Origin of the sequence: Aeromonas sp. JL9 (assembly GCF_024436075.1) — a bacterium.
GTDB classification, from domain to species: Bacteria; Pseudomonadota; Gammaproteobacteria; order Enterobacterales; family Aeromonadaceae; genus Aeromonas; species Aeromonas veronii.
In genome coordinates this window covers 1-22147 of sequence record NZ_JANFNV010000035.1, presented here as the reverse complement: position 1 = coordinate 22147, position 22147 = coordinate 1, and the positions used below count along the sequence as shown (strand labels likewise).

General features: G+C 60.2%; 22 protein-coding genes. 6 read left to right on the top strand and 16 right to left on the bottom strand.

What is annotated here, in order from left to right; translation table 11 throughout:
- Positions 1-37: 37 nt before the first annotated feature.
- Both NOM06_RS18370 and glnS read left to right on the top strand, forming a co-directional pair.
- Positions 38-2701, top strand: coding sequence for a beta-N-acetylhexosaminidase (locus tag NOM06_RS18370; RefSeq protein ID WP_255912667.1), 2664 nt, complete (start codon positions 38-40; stop codon positions 2699-2701).
- A gap of 355 nt (positions 2702-3056) precedes the next feature.
- Positions 3057-4718, top strand: a complete 1662-nt coding sequence (glnS, locus tag NOM06_RS18365) for a glutamine--tRNA ligase (RefSeq protein WP_005334302.1) — start codon at positions 3057-3059, stop codon at positions 4716-4718.
- Between the two features lie 116 nt (positions 4719-4834).
- Here the strand turns inward: glnS and fur are convergent, their stop codons facing one another.
- Positions 4835-5263 (bottom strand): ferric iron uptake transcriptional regulator, encoded by a 429-nt coding sequence (gene fur, locus NOM06_RS18360; RefSeq protein WP_005334301.1) that lies wholly within the window; start codon positions 5261-5263, stop codon positions 4835-4837.
- 242 nt (positions 5264-5505) lie between these two features.
- On the opposite strand from fur, the gene NOM06_RS18355 reads away from it, so the two are divergent.
- The gene (locus tag NOM06_RS18355; protein ID WP_255912665.1) at positions 5506-5979 is read left to right on the top strand and encodes a DUF4442 domain-containing protein; all 474 of its coding nucleotides are present in this window, start codon (positions 5506-5508) and stop codon (positions 5977-5979) included.
- A gap of 86 nt (positions 5980-6065) precedes the next feature.
- On the opposite strand, the gene fldA is transcribed toward NOM06_RS18355, so the two are convergent.
- From fldA to NOM06_RS18335, 4 genes are read right to left on the bottom strand one after another with little or no spacing between them, the layout of a single operon-like run.
- A complete protein-coding gene (fldA, locus tag NOM06_RS18350; protein WP_005334298.1) occupies positions 6066-6590 on the bottom strand; it encodes a flavodoxin FldA in 525 nt (174 codons plus the stop codon).
- 39 nt (positions 6591-6629) lie between these two features.
- Entirely contained in the window at positions 6630-6926 is a 297-nt protein-coding gene (gene ybfE / locus NOM06_RS18345) for a LexA regulated protein (protein ID WP_005334297.1), read from the bottom strand.
- Between the two features lie 20 nt (positions 6927-6946).
- On the bottom strand, positions 6947-7168 hold the full coding sequence (locus tag NOM06_RS18340) for a DUF2788 domain-containing protein (RefSeq protein ID WP_005334296.1): 222 nt from the start codon (positions 7166-7168) through the stop codon (positions 6947-6949).
- Positions 7169-7223: 55 nt separating this feature from the next.
- On the bottom strand, positions 7224-7988 hold the full coding sequence (locus NOM06_RS18335; protein ID WP_255912683.1) for an alpha/beta fold hydrolase: 765 nt from the start codon (positions 7986-7988) through the stop codon (positions 7224-7226).
- A gap of 292 nt (positions 7989-8280) precedes the next feature.
- On the opposite strand from NOM06_RS18335, the gene seqA reads away from it, so the two are divergent.
- Positions 8281-8790 (top strand): replication initiation negative regulator SeqA, encoded by a 510-nt coding sequence (gene seqA / locus NOM06_RS18330; RefSeq protein ID WP_255912663.1) that lies wholly within the window; start codon positions 8281-8283, stop codon positions 8788-8790.
- Positions 8791-8848: 58 nt separating this feature from the next.
- Positions 8849-10513 (top strand): phosphoglucomutase (alpha-D-glucose-1,6-bisphosphate-dependent), encoded by a 1665-nt coding sequence (gene pgm / locus NOM06_RS18325; protein WP_255912662.1) that lies wholly within the window; start codon positions 8849-8851, stop codon positions 10511-10513.
- 86 nt (positions 10514-10599) lie between these two features.
- On the opposite strand, the gene NOM06_RS18320 is transcribed toward pgm, so the two are convergent.
- On the bottom strand, positions 10600-11481 hold the full coding sequence (locus NOM06_RS18320; protein ID WP_127006826.1) for a DMT family transporter: 882 nt from the start codon (positions 11479-11481) through the stop codon (positions 10600-10602).
- Between the two features lie 95 nt (positions 11482-11576).
- Between NOM06_RS18320 and NOM06_RS18315 the strand changes: the two genes are divergently transcribed.
- On the top strand, positions 11577-12059 hold the full coding sequence (locus tag NOM06_RS18315; protein ID WP_216963609.1) for a MarR family winged helix-turn-helix transcriptional regulator: 483 nt from the start codon (positions 11577-11579) through the stop codon (positions 12057-12059).
- 48 nt (positions 12060-12107) lie between these two features.
- On the opposite strand, the gene mltB is transcribed toward NOM06_RS18315, so the two are convergent.
- The 10 genes from mltB to NOM06_RS18265 all read right to left on the bottom strand — a co-directional run bounded on the left by mltB (position 12108) and on the right by NOM06_RS18265 (position 21980).
- Positions 12108-13199 carry a lytic murein transglycosylase B gene (mltB, locus tag NOM06_RS18310; RefSeq protein ID WP_255912661.1) on the bottom strand — a complete coding sequence of 364 codons (1092 nt, stop codon included), beginning with the start codon at positions 13197-13199 and terminating at the stop codon, positions 12108-12110.
- A gap of 132 nt (positions 13200-13331) precedes the next feature.
- A complete protein-coding gene (locus tag NOM06_RS18305; protein ID WP_108542448.1) occupies positions 13332-13946 on the bottom strand; it encodes a CDP-alcohol phosphatidyltransferase family protein in 615 nt (204 codons plus the stop codon).
- Positions 13947-13962: 16 nt separating this feature from the next.
- Positions 13963-14613 (bottom strand): ATP-binding cassette domain-containing protein, encoded by a 651-nt coding sequence (locus NOM06_RS18300; RefSeq protein ID WP_255912660.1) that lies wholly within the window; start codon positions 14611-14613, stop codon positions 13963-13965.
- A 16-nt stretch (positions 14614-14629) separates the two neighbouring features.
- Positions 14630-16270 (bottom strand): ABC transporter permease, encoded by a 1641-nt coding sequence (locus tag NOM06_RS18295; RefSeq protein ID WP_255912659.1) that lies wholly within the window; start codon positions 16268-16270, stop codon positions 14630-14632.
- A 77-nt stretch (positions 16271-16347) separates the two neighbouring features.
- A complete protein-coding gene (locus NOM06_RS18290; RefSeq protein WP_255912658.1) occupies positions 16348-17571 on the bottom strand; it encodes an ABC transporter substrate-binding protein in 1224 nt (407 codons plus the stop codon).
- A 17-nt stretch (positions 17572-17588) separates the two neighbouring features.
- Entirely contained in the window at positions 17589-19742 is a 2154-nt protein-coding gene (locus tag NOM06_RS18285) for an FAD-dependent oxidoreductase (protein ID WP_255912657.1), read from the bottom strand.
- Positions 19742-20323: a carboxymuconolactone decarboxylase family protein gene (locus NOM06_RS18280; RefSeq protein ID WP_021231092.1), complete on the bottom strand. Its 582-nt coding sequence runs from the start codon at positions 20321-20323 to the stop codon at positions 19742-19744. Before NOM06_RS18280 ends, NOM06_RS18285 begins: the two co-directional genes overlap by 1 nt.
- A gap of 25 nt (positions 20324-20348) precedes the next feature.
- Positions 20349-21023 carry a DUF1499 domain-containing protein gene (locus NOM06_RS18275; RefSeq protein WP_255912656.1) on the bottom strand — a complete coding sequence of 225 codons (675 nt, stop codon included), beginning with the start codon at positions 21021-21023 and terminating at the stop codon, positions 20349-20351.
- 180 nt (positions 21024-21203) lie between these two features.
- Complete coding sequence (locus NOM06_RS18270; protein ID WP_005334269.1) at positions 21204-21482, bottom strand: peptidylprolyl isomerase; 279 nt, start codon at positions 21480-21482, stop codon at positions 21204-21206.
- 123 nt (positions 21483-21605) lie between these two features.
- Positions 21606-21980: a hypothetical protein gene (locus tag NOM06_RS18265; protein WP_255912655.1), complete on the bottom strand. Its 375-nt coding sequence runs from the start codon at positions 21978-21980 to the stop codon at positions 21606-21608.
- Positions 21981-22147: the final 167 nt, after the last annotated feature.

The window sequence follows — 22147 nt, the reverse complement described above, 5'->3', positions numbered from 1 at the left end:
GAAAATCCAACCTTTACTTCAAATGAGAGCAGCAGTTATGAACTTGAAACATTCTCTGTTAGCCATTGCCATGTCTACCGTTTTTGTCAGCCAGGTCCAGGCAGCCGATGCCGCCAAGCAGGCTGTGGTCGACTCCCTCGCCAATAACCTGGTGGTCAAGTATGAAGTGGTCACCAACGACGGTGCCGGTGCCGGCCTCGATTGCCAGGCGCTCGGTTCCGAGTGGGCGAGCTGTGGCGTTGCCAAGCTGCACCTGACCAATACCGGTGCGGACGTCACCTCCAAAGACTGGAGCATCTACGTCTCCTCCATCCGTCGTATCCAGCGTGTGGATAACGACCAGTTCACCATCACTCACCTGACCGGCGATCTCTATCGTTTGACGCCAACCGAGAAGTTCCAGGGCTTTGCCAAGGATGCCACGGTCGAAGTGCCGCTGGTGGTGGAATACTGGGTACTGTTCGAATCTGACATCATGCCGAACTGGTATGTCGCCAGCGAAGGTGCCGAGCCGAAAGTACTGGTCAGCATGAGCAACATCAATGATGCCAGCACCTACGAGAAGCCGATGCCGGCCGATGGCTGGAAGCGTACCAAGGATGACAAGAACATCCTGATGAACAGCGAGACCCGCTTCGCGGCCAACCAGACCAGCACCCTGCTGCCGGCTGGCAAGATTGACAACCAGATCCTGCCGACCCCGATGAAGCAGGTAGTCAAAGCTGGCCCGCAGGTTGACTTCTCTACCATCAAACTCAATGCCCTGGACTTGCCGAGCGATCGCGCCGAGGCCCTGAAGGCTCAACTGACCAAGCTGGGTGTTACCCTCTCCGACACCGGCTACCCGGTGACCATCAAGCTCGGCAGCAAGCTCAAGCAGGCTGAAGGCTATGACATGACCATCGGTCAGAAGGGCACAGTGATCCAGGGTCGCGACATCGATGGGGCATTCTGGGGTGCACAATCCCTGATCTCCCTGCTGGGTGTTGATGACAAGCTGGTGAGCCCGATGACCGTCGAGGATGCGCCGCGCTTTGAATACCGCGGCATGCAGACCGACGTGGCCCGCCACTTCCGCAGTCTGGATACCATGAAGAAGCTGGTTGACCAGATGTCTGCCATGAAGCTCAACGTGCTGCACCTTGGCCTGACCAACGATGAAGGCTGGCGTCTGGAGATCCCGGGTCTGCCGGAGCTGACCCAGGTCGGTAGCCAGCGTTGCCACGACGAGTCCGAAACCAAGTGCCTGATGCCGCAACTGGGTTCCGGCCCGACCAGCGACAACCAGGGTTCCGGTTTCTACAGCAAGTCTGACTACGTGGATCTGGTGCGTTATGCCAAGGCCCGTGGTGTGACCGTGATCCCCGAGATCAACATGCCGGCCCACGCCCGTGCTGCCGTGGTCTCCATGGAAGCGCGCTACAAGCGTCTGATGGCGGAAGGCAAAGAAGCGGAAGCCAACCAGTTCCGTCTGACTGATCCGGCTGACACCTCCAATGTCACCTCCGTCCAGTTCTACGACAAGATGTCCTTCATCAACCCTTGCCAGCCGGGTGCTGCCACCTTCGTGGCCAAGGTAATGGATGAAGTTGCCCAGATGCACCAGGCCGCCGGTCAGCCGCTGACCGCATGGCACTACGGTGGTGATGAGGCGAAGAACATCATGCAGGGCGGTGGCTATCAGGATCCGGCCGTCACCAAGAAAGAAGAGCTGGTCGCCTGGAAAGGCAACGTCGACTCCAGCAAGCAGGACAAGCCGTTTGGCAAGTCCCCGATGTGCCAGAAGATGATCGACGAAGGCAAGATCAAGGAAGTGGGCGAGCTGCCGGTTTACTTCGCCAAGGAAGTGGGCCAGATGGTCAAAGACCGCGGCTTCTCTACCCTGCAGGCGTGGGAAGATGGTCTGAAGTACGCCAGCGGTGCCAAAGACTTCGCCACCGACAATACCCGTGTCAACTTCTGGGAAACCCTCTACTGGGGTGGCTTCAACGAAGCGATGAAGTGGGCGCACAAGGGTTACCAAGTGGTGCTGTCCAACCCGGATTACCTCTACTTCGACTTCCCGAACGAAGTACACCCGGCCGAGCGTGGCTACTACTGGGCAACCCGTTTCAACGACACCCGCAAGGTATTTGCCTTCGCCCCGGAAAACCTGCCGCAGAACGCCGAGACCTCGGTTGATCGCGACGGCAACGCCTTCGTGGCCAAGGGTGACCAGGATCCGGTCAAGTTCAAGGGGATCTCCGGTCAGCAGTGGAGTGAAACCGTGCGTACCGATGCTCAGTACGAGTACATGGTCTACCCGCGTATCTTCTCCGTGGCCGAGCGTGCCTGGCACAAAGGTGGCTTCGAGCTGGATTACGTGAAGAACCGCGAGTTCTCCGGCGAGACCAAGTTCGTCAACAAGGCCACCCTCAACAAAGAGTGGAACCAGTTTGCCAACGTACTGGGTCAGCGCGTGTTGCCGAAACTGGATCAGGCTGGTGTTGAATACCGCCTCTCCGTACCGGGTGCCAAGGTAGTGAACGGTGTGCTGGAAGCGAACGTGGATCTGCCGGGTCTGCCCATCCAGTACAGCCTGGACGGTACCAACTGGAGTGCCTATGACGCCGCGGCCAAGCCTAGCGTGAATGGCAAGGTCTACCTGCGTACCACCAGCTTCGATGGCAAGCGCACCAGCCGCGTCACCGAACTGAACTGATAGCAGTCAACCGTTAACATGAGGTGGGTCGCAAGACCCGCCTTTCCCAAGGGCGATGGCGTATCGGGTTTGGGAAAGGTTGACTGTGCGTGTGAGCCTTTGTTGTGTGTAATTGTCTGTTTTGTGTTTTTCATCACTTTCAGCCCCGCCCAGTGCGGGGCTTTTTTATGCATTTGGTGTGCAATGTGGCAAGCCACGCCGTTTTTAGCGGCGCAATGGCCGGGAAATGGCCCGGAAGTGCCAAATTCAGGTTGAGACAGCGCCCGTAATAAGGGATCATACCCGGCTTGACGGCGGGGGGATGAGGGTGCCAGCCGGCACAACTTCCGCCAGTGACGCTTTTTTGAGGTGAGCCATGAGTCAGGCGAACAGCCCAACTAACTTTATTCGTCAGATCATTGATGAAGATCTGGCCAGCGGTAAGCACAGCAGCGTGCATACCCGTTTTCCGCCCGAGCCGAACGGTTATCTCCATATCGGCCACGCCAAATCCATCTGCCTGAACTTCGGCATCGCCCGCGACTATCAGGGCCAGTGCAACCTGCGTTTCGATGACACCAACCCGGTGAAGGAAGATATCGAGTACGTAGAGTCCATCAAGCAGGACGTACAGTGGCTCGGCTTCCAGTGGAACGGCGAGATCTGCTACTCCTCCGACTATTTCGACAAGCTGCACGGCTACGCCATCGAGCTGATTGAAAAGGGTCTGGCCTATGTGGACGAGCTGACGCCCGAGCAGATGCGCGAGTACCGTGGCACCCTGACTGAAGCTGGCAAGAATAGCCCGTTCCGCGATCGCAGCGTGGAAGAGAACCTGGCGCTGTTTGCCAAGATGAAGAATGGCGAGTTCGCCGAAGGCACCGCCTGCCTGCGCGCCAAGATCGACATGGCATCCCCCTTCATGGTGATGCGTGATCCGGTTATCTACCGCATCAAGTTTGCCCACCATCACCAGACCGGTGACAAGTGGTGCATCTACCCGATGTATGACTTCACCCACTGCATCTCGGACGCGCTGGAAGGGATCACCCACTCCATCTGCACCCTGGAGTTCCAGGACAACCGTCGTCTGTATGACTGGGTGCTGGACAACATCACCATCGATTGCCACCCCCGTCAGTACGAGTTCTCTCGTCTGAACCTCGAATACACCGTCATGTCCAAGCGCAAGCTGAACCTGCTGGTGACCGAGAAGCACGTCGATGGTTGGGATGACCCGCGCATGCTGACCGTCTCCGGTCTGCGTCGTCGTGGTTACACCCCGGCCTCCATCCGCGAGTTCTGCAAGCGCATCGGTGTGACCAAGCAGGACAACATCGTCGAGATGAGCATGTTGGAAGCCTGCATCCGCGAAGACCTCAACGAGCATGCACCGCGCGCCATGGCCGTGCTGCATCCGGTGAAAGTGGTCATCGAGAACCTGGCTGCCGACGAAGTGCTGACTGCCCCGGCCCACCCGAGCAATGCCGAGATGGGTACCCGCGAGTTGAACTTCACCCGCGAGATCTTCATTGATGAAGCGGACTTCAAAGAAGAGGCGAACAAGCAGTTCAAGCGTCTGGTGCTGGGCAAGGAAGTGCGTCTGCGCAATGCCTATGTGATCAAGGCCGAGCGCATCGAGAAAGATGCCGATGGCAAGGTCACCTGCATCTACTGCTCCTACGACCCCGAGACCCTGGGCAAGGATCCGGCCGATGGCCGCAAGGTGAAAGGGGTGATCCACTGGGTCAGCGCCACTCACTCCCTGCCAGCCGAAGTGCGTCTCTACGATCGTCTGTTCAAGGTGCCGAACCCGGGCGCCGAGGATGACTTCGAAGCAGCGCTGAACCCGGAATCTCTGGTGATCATCGAGGGGGCCCGTGTTGAGGCATCCCTGAAGAACGCCAAGCCGGAGCAGGCTTACCAGTTCGAGCGTGAAGGTTACTTCTGCGCCGACAACAAGCTCTCCAGCCCGGAGCATCTGGTGTTTAACCGCACCGTTGCCCTGCGCGACTCCTGGGGCAAGGTAGAAGGCTAAGCCGATGGGGCAGGGGAGACCCTGCCCTGTGTGCTGCCAGCGGCCTGCGCCGGACAATAAAAAAGCCAGCTGATGCTGGCTTTTTTATTGTCCGTTATCTGCAAGTCGCGGGCGACTTATTCGTCGTGCTTGCACTCACCTGTTGCACAGTGACCGTAGAGGTAGAGGCTGTGGTTGGTGAGACGGATATTGAATTTCTTGGCGATCTCGCGCTGACGCTGTTCGATCACTTCGTCGGAGAACTCGATCACCTTGCCGCAGTCGAGGCAAACCAGGTGGTCGTGGTGCTCCTGAGTGGCCAGCTCGAATACCGACTTGCCACCTTCGAAGTGGTGACGGGTAACGATACCGGCATCATCAAACTGGTTGAGAACGCGATAGACGGTAGCGAGACCAATCTCTTCACCCAGGTCGATCAGTCGTTTATAGAGATCTTCGGCGCTGGTGTGCTGGCAGTCCGGCTGTTGCAGGATTTCCAGGATTTTGACCCGGGGCAAGGTGATCTTGAGCCCGGCCTTTTTTAACGCTTGGTTGTTGTCTGCCATATTCTACTTATTCGCATTCTCGAAGGTGGGGTTATTCTGATGGACTGCCGCAGGAATGGCAACCTTGAACTCGCTTGGCCTGTCATTATAGGTCGTAGCCTCCCTAAAAATAAACCCAGCAATTCAAGGGGTTTAGCCATAAATGGCCGGTTGGATTGAAATAATCAATCGTGTCGTCCGACTTGCTGGCATGGCAGATGTTGATAAGATGTAACTTTCATATTTCTGGTCGGATGAGATCCATGGATTGGCTTTTTGACAATGCGGCCTGGGTGCGCAGCGCACTCAACGCCTGGCCTCCCTTCTGGGGCGCCGGTATCAAGATAGAGACCCTGAGCGATGACTTTCGCTACTGCCGGGTGACCCTGAAATCCCGCTGGTGGAACAAGAATGCCAACCGCACCCAGTTTGGCGGCAGTATGTTTGCCATGACAGACCCCATCTATCCACTGATGCTGATGGGCTACTTCAAGAATCGCTACTACGTCTGGGACAAGGCGGGCAGCATCAACTATATCAAGCCGGGCAAGGGCAAGCTGGTGGCCGAGTTCAACCTGACCGAGGGCAAGCTGGCCGAAATCGTGGCGGCGACTGAAGGTGGCAACAAACACTTCCCCGAATTCGAGGTGACGGTGCAGGACAAGAGTGGCGAGCTGGTGGCGCAGGTCAAGCGCACCCTCTATGTGCGAGCCAAACCGGAGCACAGAGGTGAATAACAAGAGAGAATAAAGGCAAGCATCGCAGCAAGCAGATACAACAAGGGCCCCGACGGGCCCTTGTTGCTTCAAGCAGGGGGAGGAGATTACTCCAGCTCGCCCAAGCACATCTCTTCGTGCAGCTGCTTGCACCAGCCCTTGACGCGCTCGGCGGTCAGCTCCGGCTGGCGATCTTCATCGATACCCAGACCGACAAAGTGCTTGTCATCGACCAGTGCCTTGGAGGCTTCGAACTCGTAGCCGGCAGTTGGCCAGTGACCGATGATGATGGCGCCTTTGGCTTCAACGATGTCACGCAGGGTGCCCATGGCGTCGAGGAAGTACTCGGAGTAGTCTTCCTGATCACCGCAACCGAAGATGGCGACCAGCTTGTTGGTGAAGTCGATTTCGCCCAGATCGGGGAAGAAGTCGTCCCAGTCGGCCTGGGCTTCGCCGTAGTACCAAGTCGGGATGCCGAACATCAGCAGATCAAAGCTCTCGATGTCGGCCTTGCTGCTCTTGGCGATGTCACGGACTTCAATCAGGTTTTTGCCCAGCTCTTTCTGGATCATCTTGGCGACAGCTTCGGTGTTACCGGTATCGCTGCCAAAAAACAGACCTACACTTGCCATAGTGTTTAGTTACCCGTATTTGGTGTTAATGCTCAACGCTCAGACTGCAATGTCCACCGCAAAGGCGGACTCAATCTGTTGTTTCAGGATAGATTGGATCAGCTCGGCTCGGCTGATGTTCTGTTGTAACGCAAGTTGGTTCAGGCGCTCCAGCAACTCGGCCTCCACCTTTAACTCTACCCGCTTCAGCCCATTTTCCCGATCGCGCTTAAGCTGGTTACGCTTGTTGATCTTGAGCTGGGTCTCGCGGGGGAGTGGATTGGTCTTTGGCCTGCCGGGGCGCTTCTCATTTGCGAACAGATCCAGTGTTGTTCGATCAGTTTGCTGTTTGGCCATACATCACAGATGAAAATAAGTTAGCCGAGTCCTGAGCCTTCCCAGCCCAGTTCGATCAGCCCCTTGGCGACAAAACCCGCACAACCCAGAAACAGTACCAACCAGACGATAAAACGACCGAAACGGGGCACGTTGCCGCGCTTGAGCACGTCCTGAATGGCCAGGCCAATCAATATGAAAATGGCCACAAAGAATAACTTGAGGCCCAAACTTTCGATCAGGTCGATATGTTCACTTAGCATGGATTGCGCACACTCCTTATGACGGGCGCACTATATCACAAAGGATTTGAAACTGTTAACCGCCTGTCGACAGGAAATCCACAACCAATTTGTTGAACAGAGCCGGTTTTTCCGCATGCAGCCAGTGGCCGGTACCCGCGATGACACGCACCTTTGCCGCCGGGAATTGGGCCAGTGCCGTCTCGCTGTATTGGGGCTGCATATAGTCAGAATCCCCGCCTTTGATAAAGAGCACAGGCCCTTCGAAGCGGCGTTCATCGTCTGGCCAGTCCATGATGTTGGCGTAGTTTTGCTCAAGGGCGGGCACATTGAAGCGCCAACCCCAGCCATGCTCGCCTCTGGCGAAGGATTTGAGCAGGAACTGGCGCACCCCGGCGATCTCGATGTGCTGCGCCAGCATGGCTTCCGCTTCACTGCGGCTTTGCGGCGGCGTGCGCAGTGTGGCGTTGAGTCCGGCGAACACATTCTGGTGGCGGGAGTGGGGATAGGCGACCGGCGCCATGTCGGCGACGACCAGACGGCTTACCCGCGCTGGCGCCAGCTTGGTGACCTGCATCCCTACCTTGCCCCCCATCGAGTGGCCTACTATCGCCGCCTGATCAAGCTCAAGGTTATCCATCAGCGCGAGAATGTCGGCCGCTTGCGCCGGATAGCTCATCTCGCTGCTATGAAAGGAGGCGCCGTGGTTGCGCAGATCGACGCTGATGACCCGGTACTGTTCGCAGAGGGCACGGGCCAGCAGGCCGAGGTTATCGAGGCTGCCAAACAGGCCGTGGATCAGAATGACCGCCGGGCCCTGACCCTGCTCCTTGAAGTTCAATATGCTGTTTTGTTGCAAAATGACACCTTGTCGGTCGTGGGTGCGTATCGCTGTTTTATTTAACGCACTGGAAAGAAAAGGATTTCGTCCAATGGATTGGGATTTTATGTGGTTTTTTTTCTAAAAAATCCCGTCCGGATCGGCTATCAGTGCGGCTGATCACACACTTGGCCCGCTATTATGCCGTATTCTCGATGAGATTCATGTACATCTGCCAGCCCCTTGCTTGGGCTGTCGGGTTTGCCTATGTATAATCGCCGCATCCGAATTTCGACGAGTCCAGCGCATCCCTATGAAAACCATCGAGCTTGATGACGATCTCTACTTCTATATCGCCAGCCAGACCCGGCACATTGGTGAGAGTGCCTCCGATATCCTGCGCCGTCTGCTGGAACAGCCTGCCCACCAAGGTGTGCCGGTTGCCGAGCCCGTTGCCGTCGCGCAGCCCAGTGCGGTAGCCACCCAACAAGGGCTGCAAGCCCTGCTCGATTCCGGTGAGCTGCAAAAGGAAGAGAAGTCCATCAACCGCTTTATGCTGGTGCTGAGTACCCTCTACCGGGATAACCCGGAAGGCTTTACCCAGGCCACCGAAATCAAGGGGCGCAAGCGCGTCTATTTCTCGCGGGATCCCGAGGCTCTGCGCGCCAGTGGCAGCACCACCAAGCCCAAGCCGGTACCGGAGACCCCGTTCTGGGTGATCACCAACACCAACACCAGCCGCAAGCAGAATATGGTGGCCCAGCTGATGGCCAGCATGGGCTATGGCGAAGAGGTGATCGCACAGGTGTGTGGCGCAATTTAACGATTCTTCAAGACTCAGGCCTTGCCCGGCAAGGCCGCCATTACGCAAGGAAAACGCCATGGCTCAGCATTCCCACGCCGGTCAACCGGCCCGTTTAAGCGATCTGACCAACATCCCCCGTCTGGTCAGCGCCTACTACCTCAACAAGCCGGACATGAGCCGCCCCGAGCAGCGAGTTGCCTTCGGTACCTCCGGCCACCGCGGCAGCGCCCTGCACAGCGCCTTTACCGAATCCCATATTCTGGCGGTGACCCAGGCACTGGTGGAGTATCGCCAGCAGGCAGGCATCACGGGCCCGCTGTTTGTCGGCATGGATACTCACGCCCTGTCCGAATCCGCCTTTGCCAGCGCCGTCGAAGTGCTGGCCGCCAACGGTGTTGAAACCCGCATTCAGGCTGGCCTCGGCTTTACCCCGACCCCTGTCATCTCTCACGCCATCCTGCGCTACAACTCTGGCAAAGAAGGGGCCAGCAAGCCTGCAGCGCGCGCCGACGGCGTGGTGATCACGCCGTCCCACAACCCGCCGGAAGATGGTGGTTTCAAATACAACCCGCCCCATGGAGGCCCTGCCGAAGGGGAGATCACCAAGTGGGTAGAAGATCGTGCCAACGCTATTCTGGAAGCGGGTCTGGCTGGCGTGAAACGGATGCCGTTCGCCGAGGCGCTCAAAAGCCCGTTCGTGGTCGAGCACGACTATGTCACCCCCTATGTGGATGATCTGAAGAACGTGCTGGACATGGACGCCATCAAGAACGCAGGCATCAAGATCGGTGTCGATCCGCTGGGCGGCTCCGGCGTCGCCTACTGGGACGTCATCGCCAAGACCTATGGCCTGAACATCGAGGTGGTGAACTACAAGGTCGACCCGACCTTCTCCTTCATGACCCTGGATAAAGACGGCAAGATCCGGATGGACTGCTCCAGCCCGTTCGCCATGGCCAGCCTGATTGCTCTCAAAGACAAGTTCGACATTGCCCTTGGCAACGACCCTGACTACGACCGTCACGGCATCGTCACCAAGTCCGGCCTGATGAACCCGAACCACTATCTGGCGGTGGCAATCCAGTATCTGTTTACCCATCGCACCGGCTGGTCTGCCAATGCAGCCGTTGGCAAGACGCTGGTCTCTTCCTCCATGATCGACCGGGTTGCCGGCGAGATTGGCCGCACCCTCAAAGAGGTGCCGGTCGGCTTCAAGTGGTTCGTGGATGGCCTCTACAGCGGCGAGTTTGGCTTTGGCGGCGAGGAGAGCGCGGGCGCCTCCTTCCTGCGCAAAGATGGCACCGTCTGGACCACCGACAAGGATGGCTTCATTCTGGCGCTGCTGGCGGCAGAAATTCTGGCGGTGACCGGCAAGGATCCGCAGGCTCACTACGATGCACTGGAAGCCAAGTTTGGCCGCTCCAGCTATCGCCGTATCGACGCCCCGGCCAACAGCGCCCAGAAAGCGGTGCTCTCCAAGCTGGATCCTGCACTGGTAGAAGCCTCAACACTGGCGGGTGAGCCCATCATCGCCAAGCTGACCAAGGCGCCGGGCAACGATGCCGCCATCGGCGGTCTCAAGGTAGTGACCGAGAACGGCTGGTTCGCGGCGCGCCCCTCCGGCACCGAGTCCATCTACAAGATCTACATGGAGAGTTTCAAGGGCGACGCGCACCTCGACCTTATCCAGCAGGAAGCCCAGCAGATCGTCTCCGCGGCACTGGCCAAGGCAGGTGTATAAGCCACCTTCAAGTCACTGACCGCTGGCTAAAAAGAGGAGCCGCAATGGCTCCTCTTGTTTATGCGCGGGTTGAGGTGGTCTGGTGTTTACGCCTCGTTACAGATCCCTGTACTCGCTCGGCGGGCTTGCCAACGTTTGAAGAAGGGGCGTGCTGGCAGCTTCATCAGGAACAGGGAGAGCAGGATCACCCCGATGCCGATCCACTGGCTGACATCCAGGGTTTCACCCACCATCAATACCCCAAGCGACACAGCCATCATGGGATTGGTGAGGGCCAGCATGCCCATCACCTCTGGGCCGTGGTGCTTTAATCCCCACAACCAGGCCCAGTAGCCCAGCGCGGTGTTGAGCAGGATCAACCAGAGCAATCCCGGCGCACTGGCCGGATCCGGTAACGGCATTGGGCCAGCTAGCCACCAGGCGAGCGGGATCAGCATCAAGCCCCCAAGCAGCAATTGCCAGGCGGTCAGCGCCAGCAGATCGTTTACCGGCCAGTGGCGCATCCAGCGGCTGGATTGGCCGATCAGCACTGTGGCCAGCATGGCGCATGCAACTCCGACAGGATCCAGATTGGCAGAGGGGTTGAGCAACAGTAATACCCCAGCCAACCCCATCAATCCCAGCAGTAGCCATTTCAGGCTCGGTCGTGTGCCATCTTGCAACCAGGCCAGTAGCATCAGCACCAGCGGCAGGGTGGCACCAAGTGTACCTGCTACTGCCCCCGGCAGCCGGAAGGCTGCCACAAACAGCAAAGCGAAGAAGGCGGCAATGTTGCAAAACGCCAACAGGAACTGCTTGCCCCAGGGCAGAGGCGGCATGCGCGGATGCAACAGTAACAAGAGCAGCCCAGCAGGCAGTGCCCGCCATACGGCAACCCAGTAGGGTGAGTAGTCAGTCAGGTAGAGGCTGACGACAGCATAGGTGCTGCCCCACAGCAGTGGAGCCAGCAAGGCGATCAGCATTGGCATTATTTATCTCTTCACAAAGTATCTTTAAGTGAAGATAAATTAGCGCCAAATTGATTTATCATCAAGTATCTCGATATAAAGATAAGTAGTTGGCGATGAAATCAGATCATGTAGACCTGCTGCTGGCTCAGTGGGCCCGGCAGCGACCGGATCTCGACTGTTCTCCTATGGGGGTGCTGGGTCGGGTAGCCCGGATGGCGGCAATTGCCGGTCGTGAGGTGAGTGAAGAGCTCAAGGAGTGCGGCTTGCTTGGCACGGACTTCGACATTTTGGCGACCCTGCGTCGGTCGGGTGAGCCACTGACGCCGACAGTGCTCTACCAATCGGCCATGTTGAGTTCGGGTGCCATGACGGCCCGGCTCGACAAGCTGGCCGAGCGGGGACTGATAGAGCGGCAAGCGGCGCCCAGCGATCGGCGCAGCCTGCTGGTCTGCCTCACCGAATCGGGCAAAGCGCTTATCGACCGAGCGGTTGAGCTGCACGTGGCCAACGAGCGTCGCCTGTTGGCGCCACTGACCGAGGCGGAGCAGGCTCAGTTAGCGGCACTGCTCAAACGCTGGTTGCTGGAAAACGAATAACAAAAACGGGCCAGCAGGCCCGTTTTTGTTGGCAAATCAGTACCTGACTCAGTAACCGCCTTTGGCCTCTTTCACCGCCAGACCCAACTGCCATACCGCCATGGCGTAGTGGGTGCTGTGGTTGTAGCGGGTGATGGTGTAGAAGTTGGGCAGACCGTACCAGTATTGGTAGCCGGTGCCGACATCGAGGCGTAGTAGGCTCGACTCGCTGTGGTTGCCCAAGCTACTGGTTGGCGTCAGCCCCGCACGGCGCAGGGTGGCGACCGGGTAGCGGGTCTGGAAGCCATGCTCATAGCCGGGCAGTTGGCCCTGACCGCGCACCGCCACCGGTTGGCCTTTCTCCCAGCCGTGGGCCTTGAAGTAGTTGGCGACGCTGCCGATGGCATCCACCGGATCCCACAGGTTGGTGTGGCCGTTGCCATCAAAGTCCACCGCATAGCGCTGGAAGCTGGAGGGCATAAACTGGCCGTAGCCCATGGCGCCTGCATAGGAGCCCTTGGGTTCGGTGGGGTCGATCCCCTCGTCGCGGGTCATCACCAGGAAGGCTTCCAATTCGCTGGTGAAGAATTCGGCGCGGCGCGGATAATCAAATGCCAGGGTGGCCAGCGCATCCAGAATGCGGGTCTTGCCCATCACCCGGCCCCAGCGGGTCTCGACCCCGATAATGCCGACGATGATCTCCGGCGGCACCCCGTAGATCTGCTCCGCCCGGTTCAGCTCGCTTGCGTATTCACGCCAGAAGTTGACGCCGTTCTGTACGTTGTCCGGGGTGATGAACTTGGCGCGATAGCGGTTCCAGGCGCCGGTCGGGCCGGTGGGCTTGGCTGTAGTCGGCGCCTGGGCATCCATCAGGCGGATGATCCAGTCGTAACGCTCTGCCTGTGCCAGCACCTGATGCAGCTGTGCGTTGTCAAAACCGTGCTTCTCGACCATTTTCTGGACGAATCGGTCCACGTTGGGGCGATTGGCGAAGTCCCCCTTGCTAACCCCTTGTGTATAAACGGGTTTGCTCGATGGCGCCTGATTGATAAAGGCGCTCTTGGGCTGGGGGACGACCACGGGTTTTGGCGCTGGGGCGCTGCTGCAGCCACCGAGCAGGGGGAATAATGACAGAGTGAGAAGAGAGGCAAGGCGACGCATAGGGTTCTCAAAGAGACTGATAAAAGTGTCGTCATGGTAAAACATTGCCATCCCCGTGCAAGTGTTCCGTGCGCCTTGTTTGCCGCCAATTCATCGTGCGATGGATTAGCCCTTCTGTGAGGGCTGTGCTGTTTAGGGCTGGGGGGGACGTAGAGTGTGGTAGCCGCTCCAGAGTCGGGTCAGGGTGGTGATGGCGCAGAGCAGGGCAAAGCCGTAGGCGAGCGGGGCGAAGGCGGCGGGCCACAGGCACATCAGCACGAACAGGGCGATGGTCTCGCTCCCCTCGGTGAGGCCGCCCAGATAGTAGAGGGATTTGTGGTGGTAGACCGGATTGTCGATGCCCCGCTTGCCCGCCATGATGGCAAACGCCAGAAAGCTCGAGCCGGTGCCCATAAAGGCAAACAGCAGGGTGGCGGCGGGTAGTGCATTGGCGGGGGCGGCGAGGGCAAAGCCCAGTACCACGGCGGCGTAGAAGATAAAATCCAGCGTGATGTCGAGAAAGCCGCCGCAGTCGGTGATGCCGGTTTCCCGCGCCACGGCGCCATCGAGCCCGTCCAGCAGCCGGTTGAGCAGGATGGCCGCCAGCGCCCACGGATAGCAGCCAAAGGCCAGCAGCGGCAGCGCCAGCATGCCGATGGCAAAGCCGGTGAGGCTCACCTGATTGGCACTGATCCCGGCACGGCAGAGCGGCTTGGCGAGCTGAGTGAGGGGGCTGCGGATCACGGGGATCAGATGGCGATCAAACAAGGTGAACACTCCTCGGTTAACAGTGGCATTCGGTGAGGTGGAGTATGGTGCCCGGTGCGTCTTCCGCATCGTGGGTCACCAGAATAGCGGGGATGGCCAGCGCTTTGATCTGCGCGAACACCAGTTCGCGAAAGGCGGCTCGCAGCGGCTTGTCGAGGCGGGAGAAGGGCTCGTCCAGCAGCAGGGCGTCGGGTTCCGCCAACAGCGCCCGCAGCAGGCTGACCCGCGCCCGCTGACCCCCCGATAGCAGTTGCGGCAGCTTGTCAGCATGATCCTCCAGCGCGACCTGCGCCAATGCGGCCAACGCCTTTTCCCGCCGCGCACGTTTTTCCTTGATGATCGCAGGCATGCCGAACATCAGGTTCTCCGCCACCGTCAGATGGTCGAACAGCAGGTCATCCTGAAACAGCATGCCGATGCGCCGTGCTTGCGCAGGCAAGGTGTTGAGTAGCCGCTCGCCGAGCCTTACCTCCCCCTCCAGCCGGATCGGGCCGCTATCTGTCTGCGCGCCGGGCAGTACCCCGGCGAGCCCCGCCAGCAGGGAGCTTTTACCACAGCCGCTCGGCCCCATCAGGGTCAATACCTCGCCGGGGGCCACCTGCAGGGGGGGCAGCGAAAGCAGCAGATTTTCATCAAGGTAAAGTCGAAGAGGCGTGGTGCTCAGCATATGGCTGTTTCCATCATCAGAGTTCATCGTGAGCCGCCCCCTTGAGCGCCGGATTGATCCGCGCCGGCAGCCAGAGCGCCAGCAGATAGATAACGAGCGGCAGCAGCAGTTGCAGCAGGCCGTAGAGCCCCGCCAGCCGCCGGTTGAGGCCGCTGCCGATGGCCACCGCTTCGGTGGTGATGGTGACCACTCTGCCTGCGCCAAAGAGCAGGGTCGGCAGGTATTGGGCCAGGCTCACCGCCGCCCCGACGCCGAAGGCAAACAGCAGCGGGCGCGCCAGCAGCGGTGCTTTTACCTGCCACCAGGCTCGCCACGGCGTGGCCCCCAGCAGCAGAGCGCTTTGGGTGATCCGTGGATCGAACTGGCGATAGGGGCCGTGCAGGCACAAATAGACATAGGGAAAGACAAACAGCAGCTGGCTCCAGAGCACCCAGCCCCAGCCAATGCCGCTGCTTATCGAGTCATGTGCAAGCCAGTCCAGCCCGAGCCGGATACCAAACAGCAGGCTCGCTTGCGGCAGTAACAGCGGCAGGCAGATAAGCCAGAGCGGCCAGGGGCGGCGGCCGGCTTGTGCCTCCAGACTACACACCGCCATCATCAGTGCCAGCAAGCCGCTCACCAGCGCCAGCAGTGCGCTGGTTGTCAGCAGTGGTAGCAGGGTTGGCAGCAGATCCCGCCAGTAGTGACTGCTCCACTGGCTGGGCCAGAGGGCGGGAAAGGGCCAGCGGCGCGCCAGCGACCAGAGCAGCAGGGCCGCCAGCACCGCCAGATTGAGGATGATCAGGGTTAATGCCAAGCCTGCTGCGAGCCGGTTGGCAAAGGATTGGGGCGCTGCCCGTTTGCCATTGAGCCAGCAGCCTTTGCCCACCTCTTGATGAAGCCACTCCAGTAATCTGAGCATGGCGATGAGCAGCGCCGTGATGGCGAGCAGCAGCAGGGCGCCGCTGGCGGTGGTGCCGCGCCAGAGCAGATCCGGGTCCTGATACCAGAGCCACAACCGCACCGCCAGCGGGGCGGGGGCATCGGGCCCGAGCAACTGGGCGAGATCCACTACCGCCACCCCGTAGGCGGCCACCGCGTAGATGGGCAGGCGCAGGGCTGGCCAGAGCGCTGGCAGCAGCAGGCGCCACCAGATCTGGGGGGTGCTGAAGCCGAGGCTCGCCCCCAACCATTGCTGGCGTGCCAGCTGGATGGGCTGTTGTGCGGCCATCGCCATCAGCAGCAAAAAGGGGGTCTCCTTGAAAATGAGCAGTGCAATCAGCCCGAGCCCCCAAGGGTCGCGAATGGTCTGCCAATCGGGAGGCAGTTCAAACCCGGTCAGAGCTGGCGAGACGAGCCGCAGCAGCCAGCCGGAGGGGGCGAGCAGAAAGGCAAAACCGATGGCATAGGCGACATGGGGCATGGCCAGCATGGGCGAGAGCAGACGACGGAGCAGCCCGAAAGCCCGGCTGTCGCTGTGGGCCAGCAGCAGGGCGGTCAACAGCAGACTACCGAGGGTTGAGGCGGCGCCAATCCACAGACTCAGCGCAGCTGAGTGCCAAAGACCGGGTTGGGCCAGCAGCAAGGCGAGATGAGAGGCGGCCATCCCCTCCGCCAGCAGTTGCCACAGCCCCGCCAGCAGGGGGATGACGAAGATCGCCAGATAAATGACCGCCATCCCCGTACTCATACTGGGGTGGCGTGTCAACCGGCGCCACGGTCGGGAGCGGGAAAGCGGGTGACCAGAGGCACTCATCAGTGACCGTAACGCTCGGCCCAGGCCGCTTCCAGTTTGAGCTGCCAGCTGGGGTGAGGCTCGGCCACCGCTTTGAAGCGCAGTGCCGGTTGCTCTTTGGCGGAGTCAGGCAGGGCATCGGCCCGCAGCACGCTGGGATCACCCCAGAAGGCCGGATTGGCTTTTCGCGCCTGCGCCGCCGGGCTCAGCAGGAAGTTGGCCACCACCTTGGCACCCGCACGGGCACTGGCGTTAAAGGGGATGGCGAGAAAATGGCTGTTGGTGAGCGCCCCTTTTTTCATGGCGACCGCTTCCACGCTGGGGGGCAGGGCGCCAATCTGGGTGGCGCTTTGCGCCTCCTGCGGGTTGAAGCTGATGGCCATGGCCAGTTCGCCATCATCGAGCAGTTGGCGGGTCTCGGCGGCGCTGGTGGGGAACAGCTTGCCCTTGCGCCAGAGTGCCGGATGCAGCTCATCGAGCCAGGCCCAGAGCGGGGCGGTGAGTTGGGCAAAATCGTTCTCGGTCGCCTCCCGATAGAGGGGGGCGGGGTCTGGCGTCAACTCCAGCAGGATCTGCTTGAGAAAACTGGAGCCATGGAACTGGGGCGGCTTGGGATAGGTGAAGCGGCCGGGATGGGCCTTGGCCCATGCCAGCAGGGCAGCTGCCGAGGTGGGCGCTCTGGCGACCTCTTCGGTGTCGACCATCAGATTGAGCTGGCCGATGCCCCAGGGGGCTTCCAGCCCTTCCACCGGCAGGGTGAAGTCCTCACTCACCGGCAGGCTGCTGTCGACCAGCGCCATGTTGGGCAGCTCGGCGGTAAAGGGAGCGCCGAGCAGCCCCTGCTCCTTGAGCGCCTTGAAGTTCTCGCCGTTGACCCAGAGCAGATCGATGGGCCCGCCAGCTTGCTTGCCCGCCTGCTTGTTGGCCAGCAGCTGGCTGACGCTCTGGGCGATATCATCCACCTTCACCTGCACCAGCTTGACCTGATAGTCGCGCGCCAGCTCCTGCCCGGCCCACACCAGATAGGCGTTGATCTCCGGGCTGCCGCCCCAGGCGTTGAAGTAGACGGTCTGCCCCTTCGCCTCCTCAAGGGTCCGTTGCCAGTTATCGTCTGGGTTGGCCGCCAACAGCGGGCCGCAGGCCAGCAGTGGCAGGGCGCACAGCAGGGCGTTGAGCCACTGTTTGAGCCGAGAGTTTGGGCGTGATCTGAGGCGTGAGTTGAGCTGTGAGAATGGCTTGAGCATAAACGTTTCTCTGGTTGTCAGGCGCCACGGCGCCATCGGTGATAACGGGCCAGCAGAGCCAGCCCCCGGGTGGGCTGGTGGGCCCGTTTCCATTCACCTGCCACATATTTGTTCCCCTCCATCAGGGTGGGATAGGCGTGAATGGTGCCGAGGATCTTGCCAAGGCCGAGGCGGTGACGCATGGCGAGCACGAACTCGGCGATCCGTTCACCGGCGTGAGTGCCCACTATGGTGGCGCCAAGGATAGTATCCTTGCCCGGCATGGTCAGCACCTCGACAAAACCGTGGCGCTCGCCATCGGCAATGGCTCTGTCCAGCTCAGCCAGCTCGAAGCGGGTCGCCTCGAAGGGAATCCCCTGCGCGTCGGCTTCCTTGCGATTGAGGCCGACCCGGGCAATCTCCGGCGTGGTGTAGGTGGCCGCCGGAATGACCCGATAGTCGGCCCGAAAGCGCTTGAACTGGCCAAACAGGGCATTGACCGCCGCATACCAGGCCTGATGGGCTGCGAAGTGGGTGAACTGGTAAGGGCCCGCTACGTCTCCCACCGCCAGTATGCTGGGGAAGTTGGTGGCAAGAAAGCCATCGACCGCTATGGTGCCGCGGGGGGCAAGCTCGACCCCCAACGCTTCGAGCCCGAAGCCGCTGACGTTGGCGACCCGACCCAGTGCCAGCAGCAGCTGATCCCCTTCCACCACCTGTGTCTCATCGCCCCGGCGTAGTTGCAGCCGGATGGGGAGTTCCCCCTCGGCTGCTAGCAGATAGTCGACTCGCTCGGCGCGCCAGCCGGTGAGTAGCTGCACGCCATCTTGGCTCATCTGCCCGGCCAGCGCGTCGGCTACCTCTCTCTCTTCGCGGGGCAGCAGTTGCTCCGAGAGTTCCACCAAGGTCACGGGAATACCGAGCAGTGCGAAGCTCTGGGCCAGCTCGCAGCCGATAGGGCCACCACCCAGCACCAGCAGCCGGCGCGGCGGGGTGCGCAGCTGCCAGAGGCTATCCGAGGTGAGGTAAGGCACCTGATCCAGCCCCGGTAGCTTGGGCACCAACGGTCGGGCGCCAGTGGCGATAACGATATGGCGGCTGGCGAGGCGCTGGCCGTTCACCTCCACCTCCCAGGGAGAGACCAGCCGCGCCTCCCCTTGGATGCACTCCACTCCAAGTCCCTGATAGCGTTCGATGGAGTCGTGGGGCTCGACCTCCTTGATCACCTCCGCTACCCGCTCCATCACGGCGGCAAAATCGGCGCGAGAGTGGCTTGGGCTAAAGCCCAGCTCGTCGGCTTTACGCTGCTCTGCGGCAAAGCGGGCGCTTCGGATCAGCGCCTTGGAGGGGACACAGCCGCTGTTGAGACAATCGCCCCCCATCTTGTGCTTCTCGATGAGCGCCACCTTGGCCTTCACCGCTGCCGCGATATAGCTGGTGACCAGCCCACCGGCACCGGCACCGATCACCAGCAGGTTGTAGTCATAGCGAGCGGGTTTGCGGTAGGGGGCGAGCAGACGCCGCTGTGCGATCTTGGCGGTCACTTTCTTGACCAGCCAGGGCATCAGCCCCAGCAGGGTCAGCGCCACCATCAGGCCGGGAGAGAGGATATTGCCGGTGCTGGTCAACTGGCCAAGCTCGCTGCCCGCCAGCACATAGACGAAGGTGCCGGGCAGCATGCCAAGCTGGCTGACCCAGTAGTAGGTGCTGACTCTGATGGAGGTGAGCCCCATCAGCAGATTGACCAGAAAGAAGGGAAAAATGGGAATGAGGCGCAGGCTGAGCAGATAGAAGGCTCCCTCCTTCGCCATGCCGGATTGAAAGGTGTCCAGCTTGTCGCCAAAGCGGGCGGTGACCCAGTCGCGCAGCAAGAAGCGGGCGCTGAGAAAGGCCAGGGTCGCGCCGATGGTGCTGGCAAAGGAGACCAGCAGCAATCCCCAGGCGACGCCGAACACAGCGCTGCCACCCAGGGTGAGCAGGCTGGCGCCGGGCAGGGAGAGAGCGGTGCTCAGCACATAGATAAGCACGAACAGCAGGCTGGCCGTGACAAAGTGGCTGTCAACCCATTGCGCCACTGTCGCCTGCTGGGTCTGCAAGGCGTCCAGAGTGAGGTAACGGCCAAGATCGAGGGTAAAAAAGGCGCCGATAAGGCTCCCCATCACCAGTGCAAGCAGCAGGCGGGTCCGGTTCATCAGGCGTCCTTGCTGTCTGGCTGGGCAGGGCGTTCCGGCTGCACCGGCAGCTGGCAGAAGCCCTGCGGCGCGATATCGAGGGCGGCGTTGAACTTGGCCGACATGTTCTGGAAGGCGATAAGGCCGGTCAGTTCCACCATGGCATCGTCATCGAACCAGGGTTTGAGGCGGGCTGCCTGCTCATCGCTCACCCCATCCAGTCCGGTCATCGCTTCGGTGTAGTCGAGCACTGCTTTTTCCCGCTCGTCGAACAAGGGGCTTTCGCGCCAGTTGGCCAGCGCCTCCACTTTCTCGCTGGAACCGGCTCTCTTTACCAGGGTCATGGCGTTGATGTCGACGCAAAAACGACACCAGTTGAGCTGGGAGACCCGCACCGTCACCAGCGAGCGCAGCACGGGATCGATGGGGGAGCGCTTGCGGTTGATGACGCCGTAGAGGGTGGCGACGGCGGCAAAGAGGCGCGGCGAGCGGCCCCAGCATTTGCCCGGAATAAGCACCTGACCATAGTTGCGTTTTTGCAGCCAGAAAAAGGGGCGGATAAACCAGGCATATTCCCGGTCGGGTTTGACCTCAACGCGCATCAGTTACCTTCTTGTCGTTTCACACTTACGGTTTCAAATTGGGTTTGTAGGCCTGGCCGAGGCGCTCATTCAGGCGGGTCAGGAAATCCTCGATCCGCGCCCGGTTGGTGCCCAGATCGCTTTGCCCCTGACGGGAGGCTGATCGCATATCGATGCGGGTCTCTTTGGGGCCAGCAAAGACCCGCAGCGCCACATCATCCTGAAAGCCGAACCAGCCGGTGGTAACCACCGCATCCAGACCGTCGGGGCTGGGTCGTACCTGCCAACCCAGCTCCTGCATCAGTTCGTTGGCTTCAATCACCACTTCGGCAGGAGAGGCCCTGGTAAAGAGAGGACCGGGTTTTGCCTCAACTGCTTTCAGCGGGGCGCTATTAATTGACAGATCCTGCGCTGTTCTCAGCTCTGCCGCCCAGCGTAGCTGGGGGGGATTGTAGGGATCTGTGCTCACATCGTTGATCAGCGGCATGCGCAGCGCCTGTGCCACAAAGGTCAGCGGCAGCAGCAGTGGCAATGCGCCAAGGCCGCTGGCATAGCGGTTACGGCTCCAGGGCAGGCGTACCAGCAAGATCAGGGAAACAAGGGCTCCGATGAGACAGATCGCAAAACCGATCCACCAGGGCCAGAGATGAAAGCGGCTGCCGAGGGCGCCAGCGAGCGGGAGTAACCAGGCCAGCAGGGGCCACAAGCAAGAGCGGGGCATAGCACGGGATCCATCGACGAATGTGGACAATGCCGAGAAGGATAAACTTAATTGCCTGATAACGTTAGTAAATTGATGAGAGTTTGGCGTGGTTTTGGTCAGTTTTGCGAGGGGGGATGCAGAGGTCGGTGAAGCCCGCCTGATGGGAGCTTCACCGAGAAAATGGTCAGTTGCGATGACTTAGTTGCGATAGAGCACTTTGATCAGATGAAAGCCGAACTTGGTGCGCACCGGTCCCAGCACCTTGAGCAGTTCGCCCTTGAAGACGGCATCGTCGAAGGGCTTGACCATATCCCCTTTATTGAACTCCCCCAGATCGCCGCTACGTTTTGCAGAAGCGCAGGTGGAGAAGCGCTTGGCCATCTGGCCGAAGTCGGCTCCCTTCTCGATCTTCTCCTTGATCTCCAGACACTGTTTTTCGGTCTTGACCAGAATGTGCTGGGCACAGGCTTTTTTCATCGGGGCGCTCCTGGGAGTGATGGCGAAGGTTGTTAACGCCAAGGGTGGTAGCAAATCGGGGCGCAAGAGTACCCCAATTTGCCACTGGCGTCAGCCATCACAGCCCGCCCTTTATCGGCCGTATTATTGGCGAGCGCGGGTGGCCAGCATGGCGCGGGGGCGCGCTTGCCAGATGATCTCCAGCCCGAGCAGGGCGTAGAGGCTCCAGATGGCCAGCGGATTGAGCCACTGTCCCCCCAGTTGCAGGGTCATCAGGGCGCACCCTGCCAGCAGCAAGGTGATCCCCGGCAGCCGCCAGTGGACGGGCAGGGGGGCCAGCAGCGCCATCGCCAGCAAAATGCCGAGGCCAAACGGCAGGTTCAGGGCGGTAAAGGCCAGCGCCTGTTGGCCACTCATGCCGGTCAGCAGGGCCAGCAGGGCGCTGCAACAGGCGAGAAAGGTGATGAACTCGAGACGATCGGCAATATAGTCAGCCATCTGTTCGCTACGTGCATGCATGATGTGTCTCCTTCAGTTGATGGTTCAAGTGTGAGGGAGGGGCGTCTGCAAAGGCAGCGGGATAATTCGATTGCGCTGAACGAGCAATTCTTAGAGCCGCTAACAAAACCGAGTTGATTCGAATGATGCCAACCCCAACATAGGCAGCATGACACGAAAAATCATCA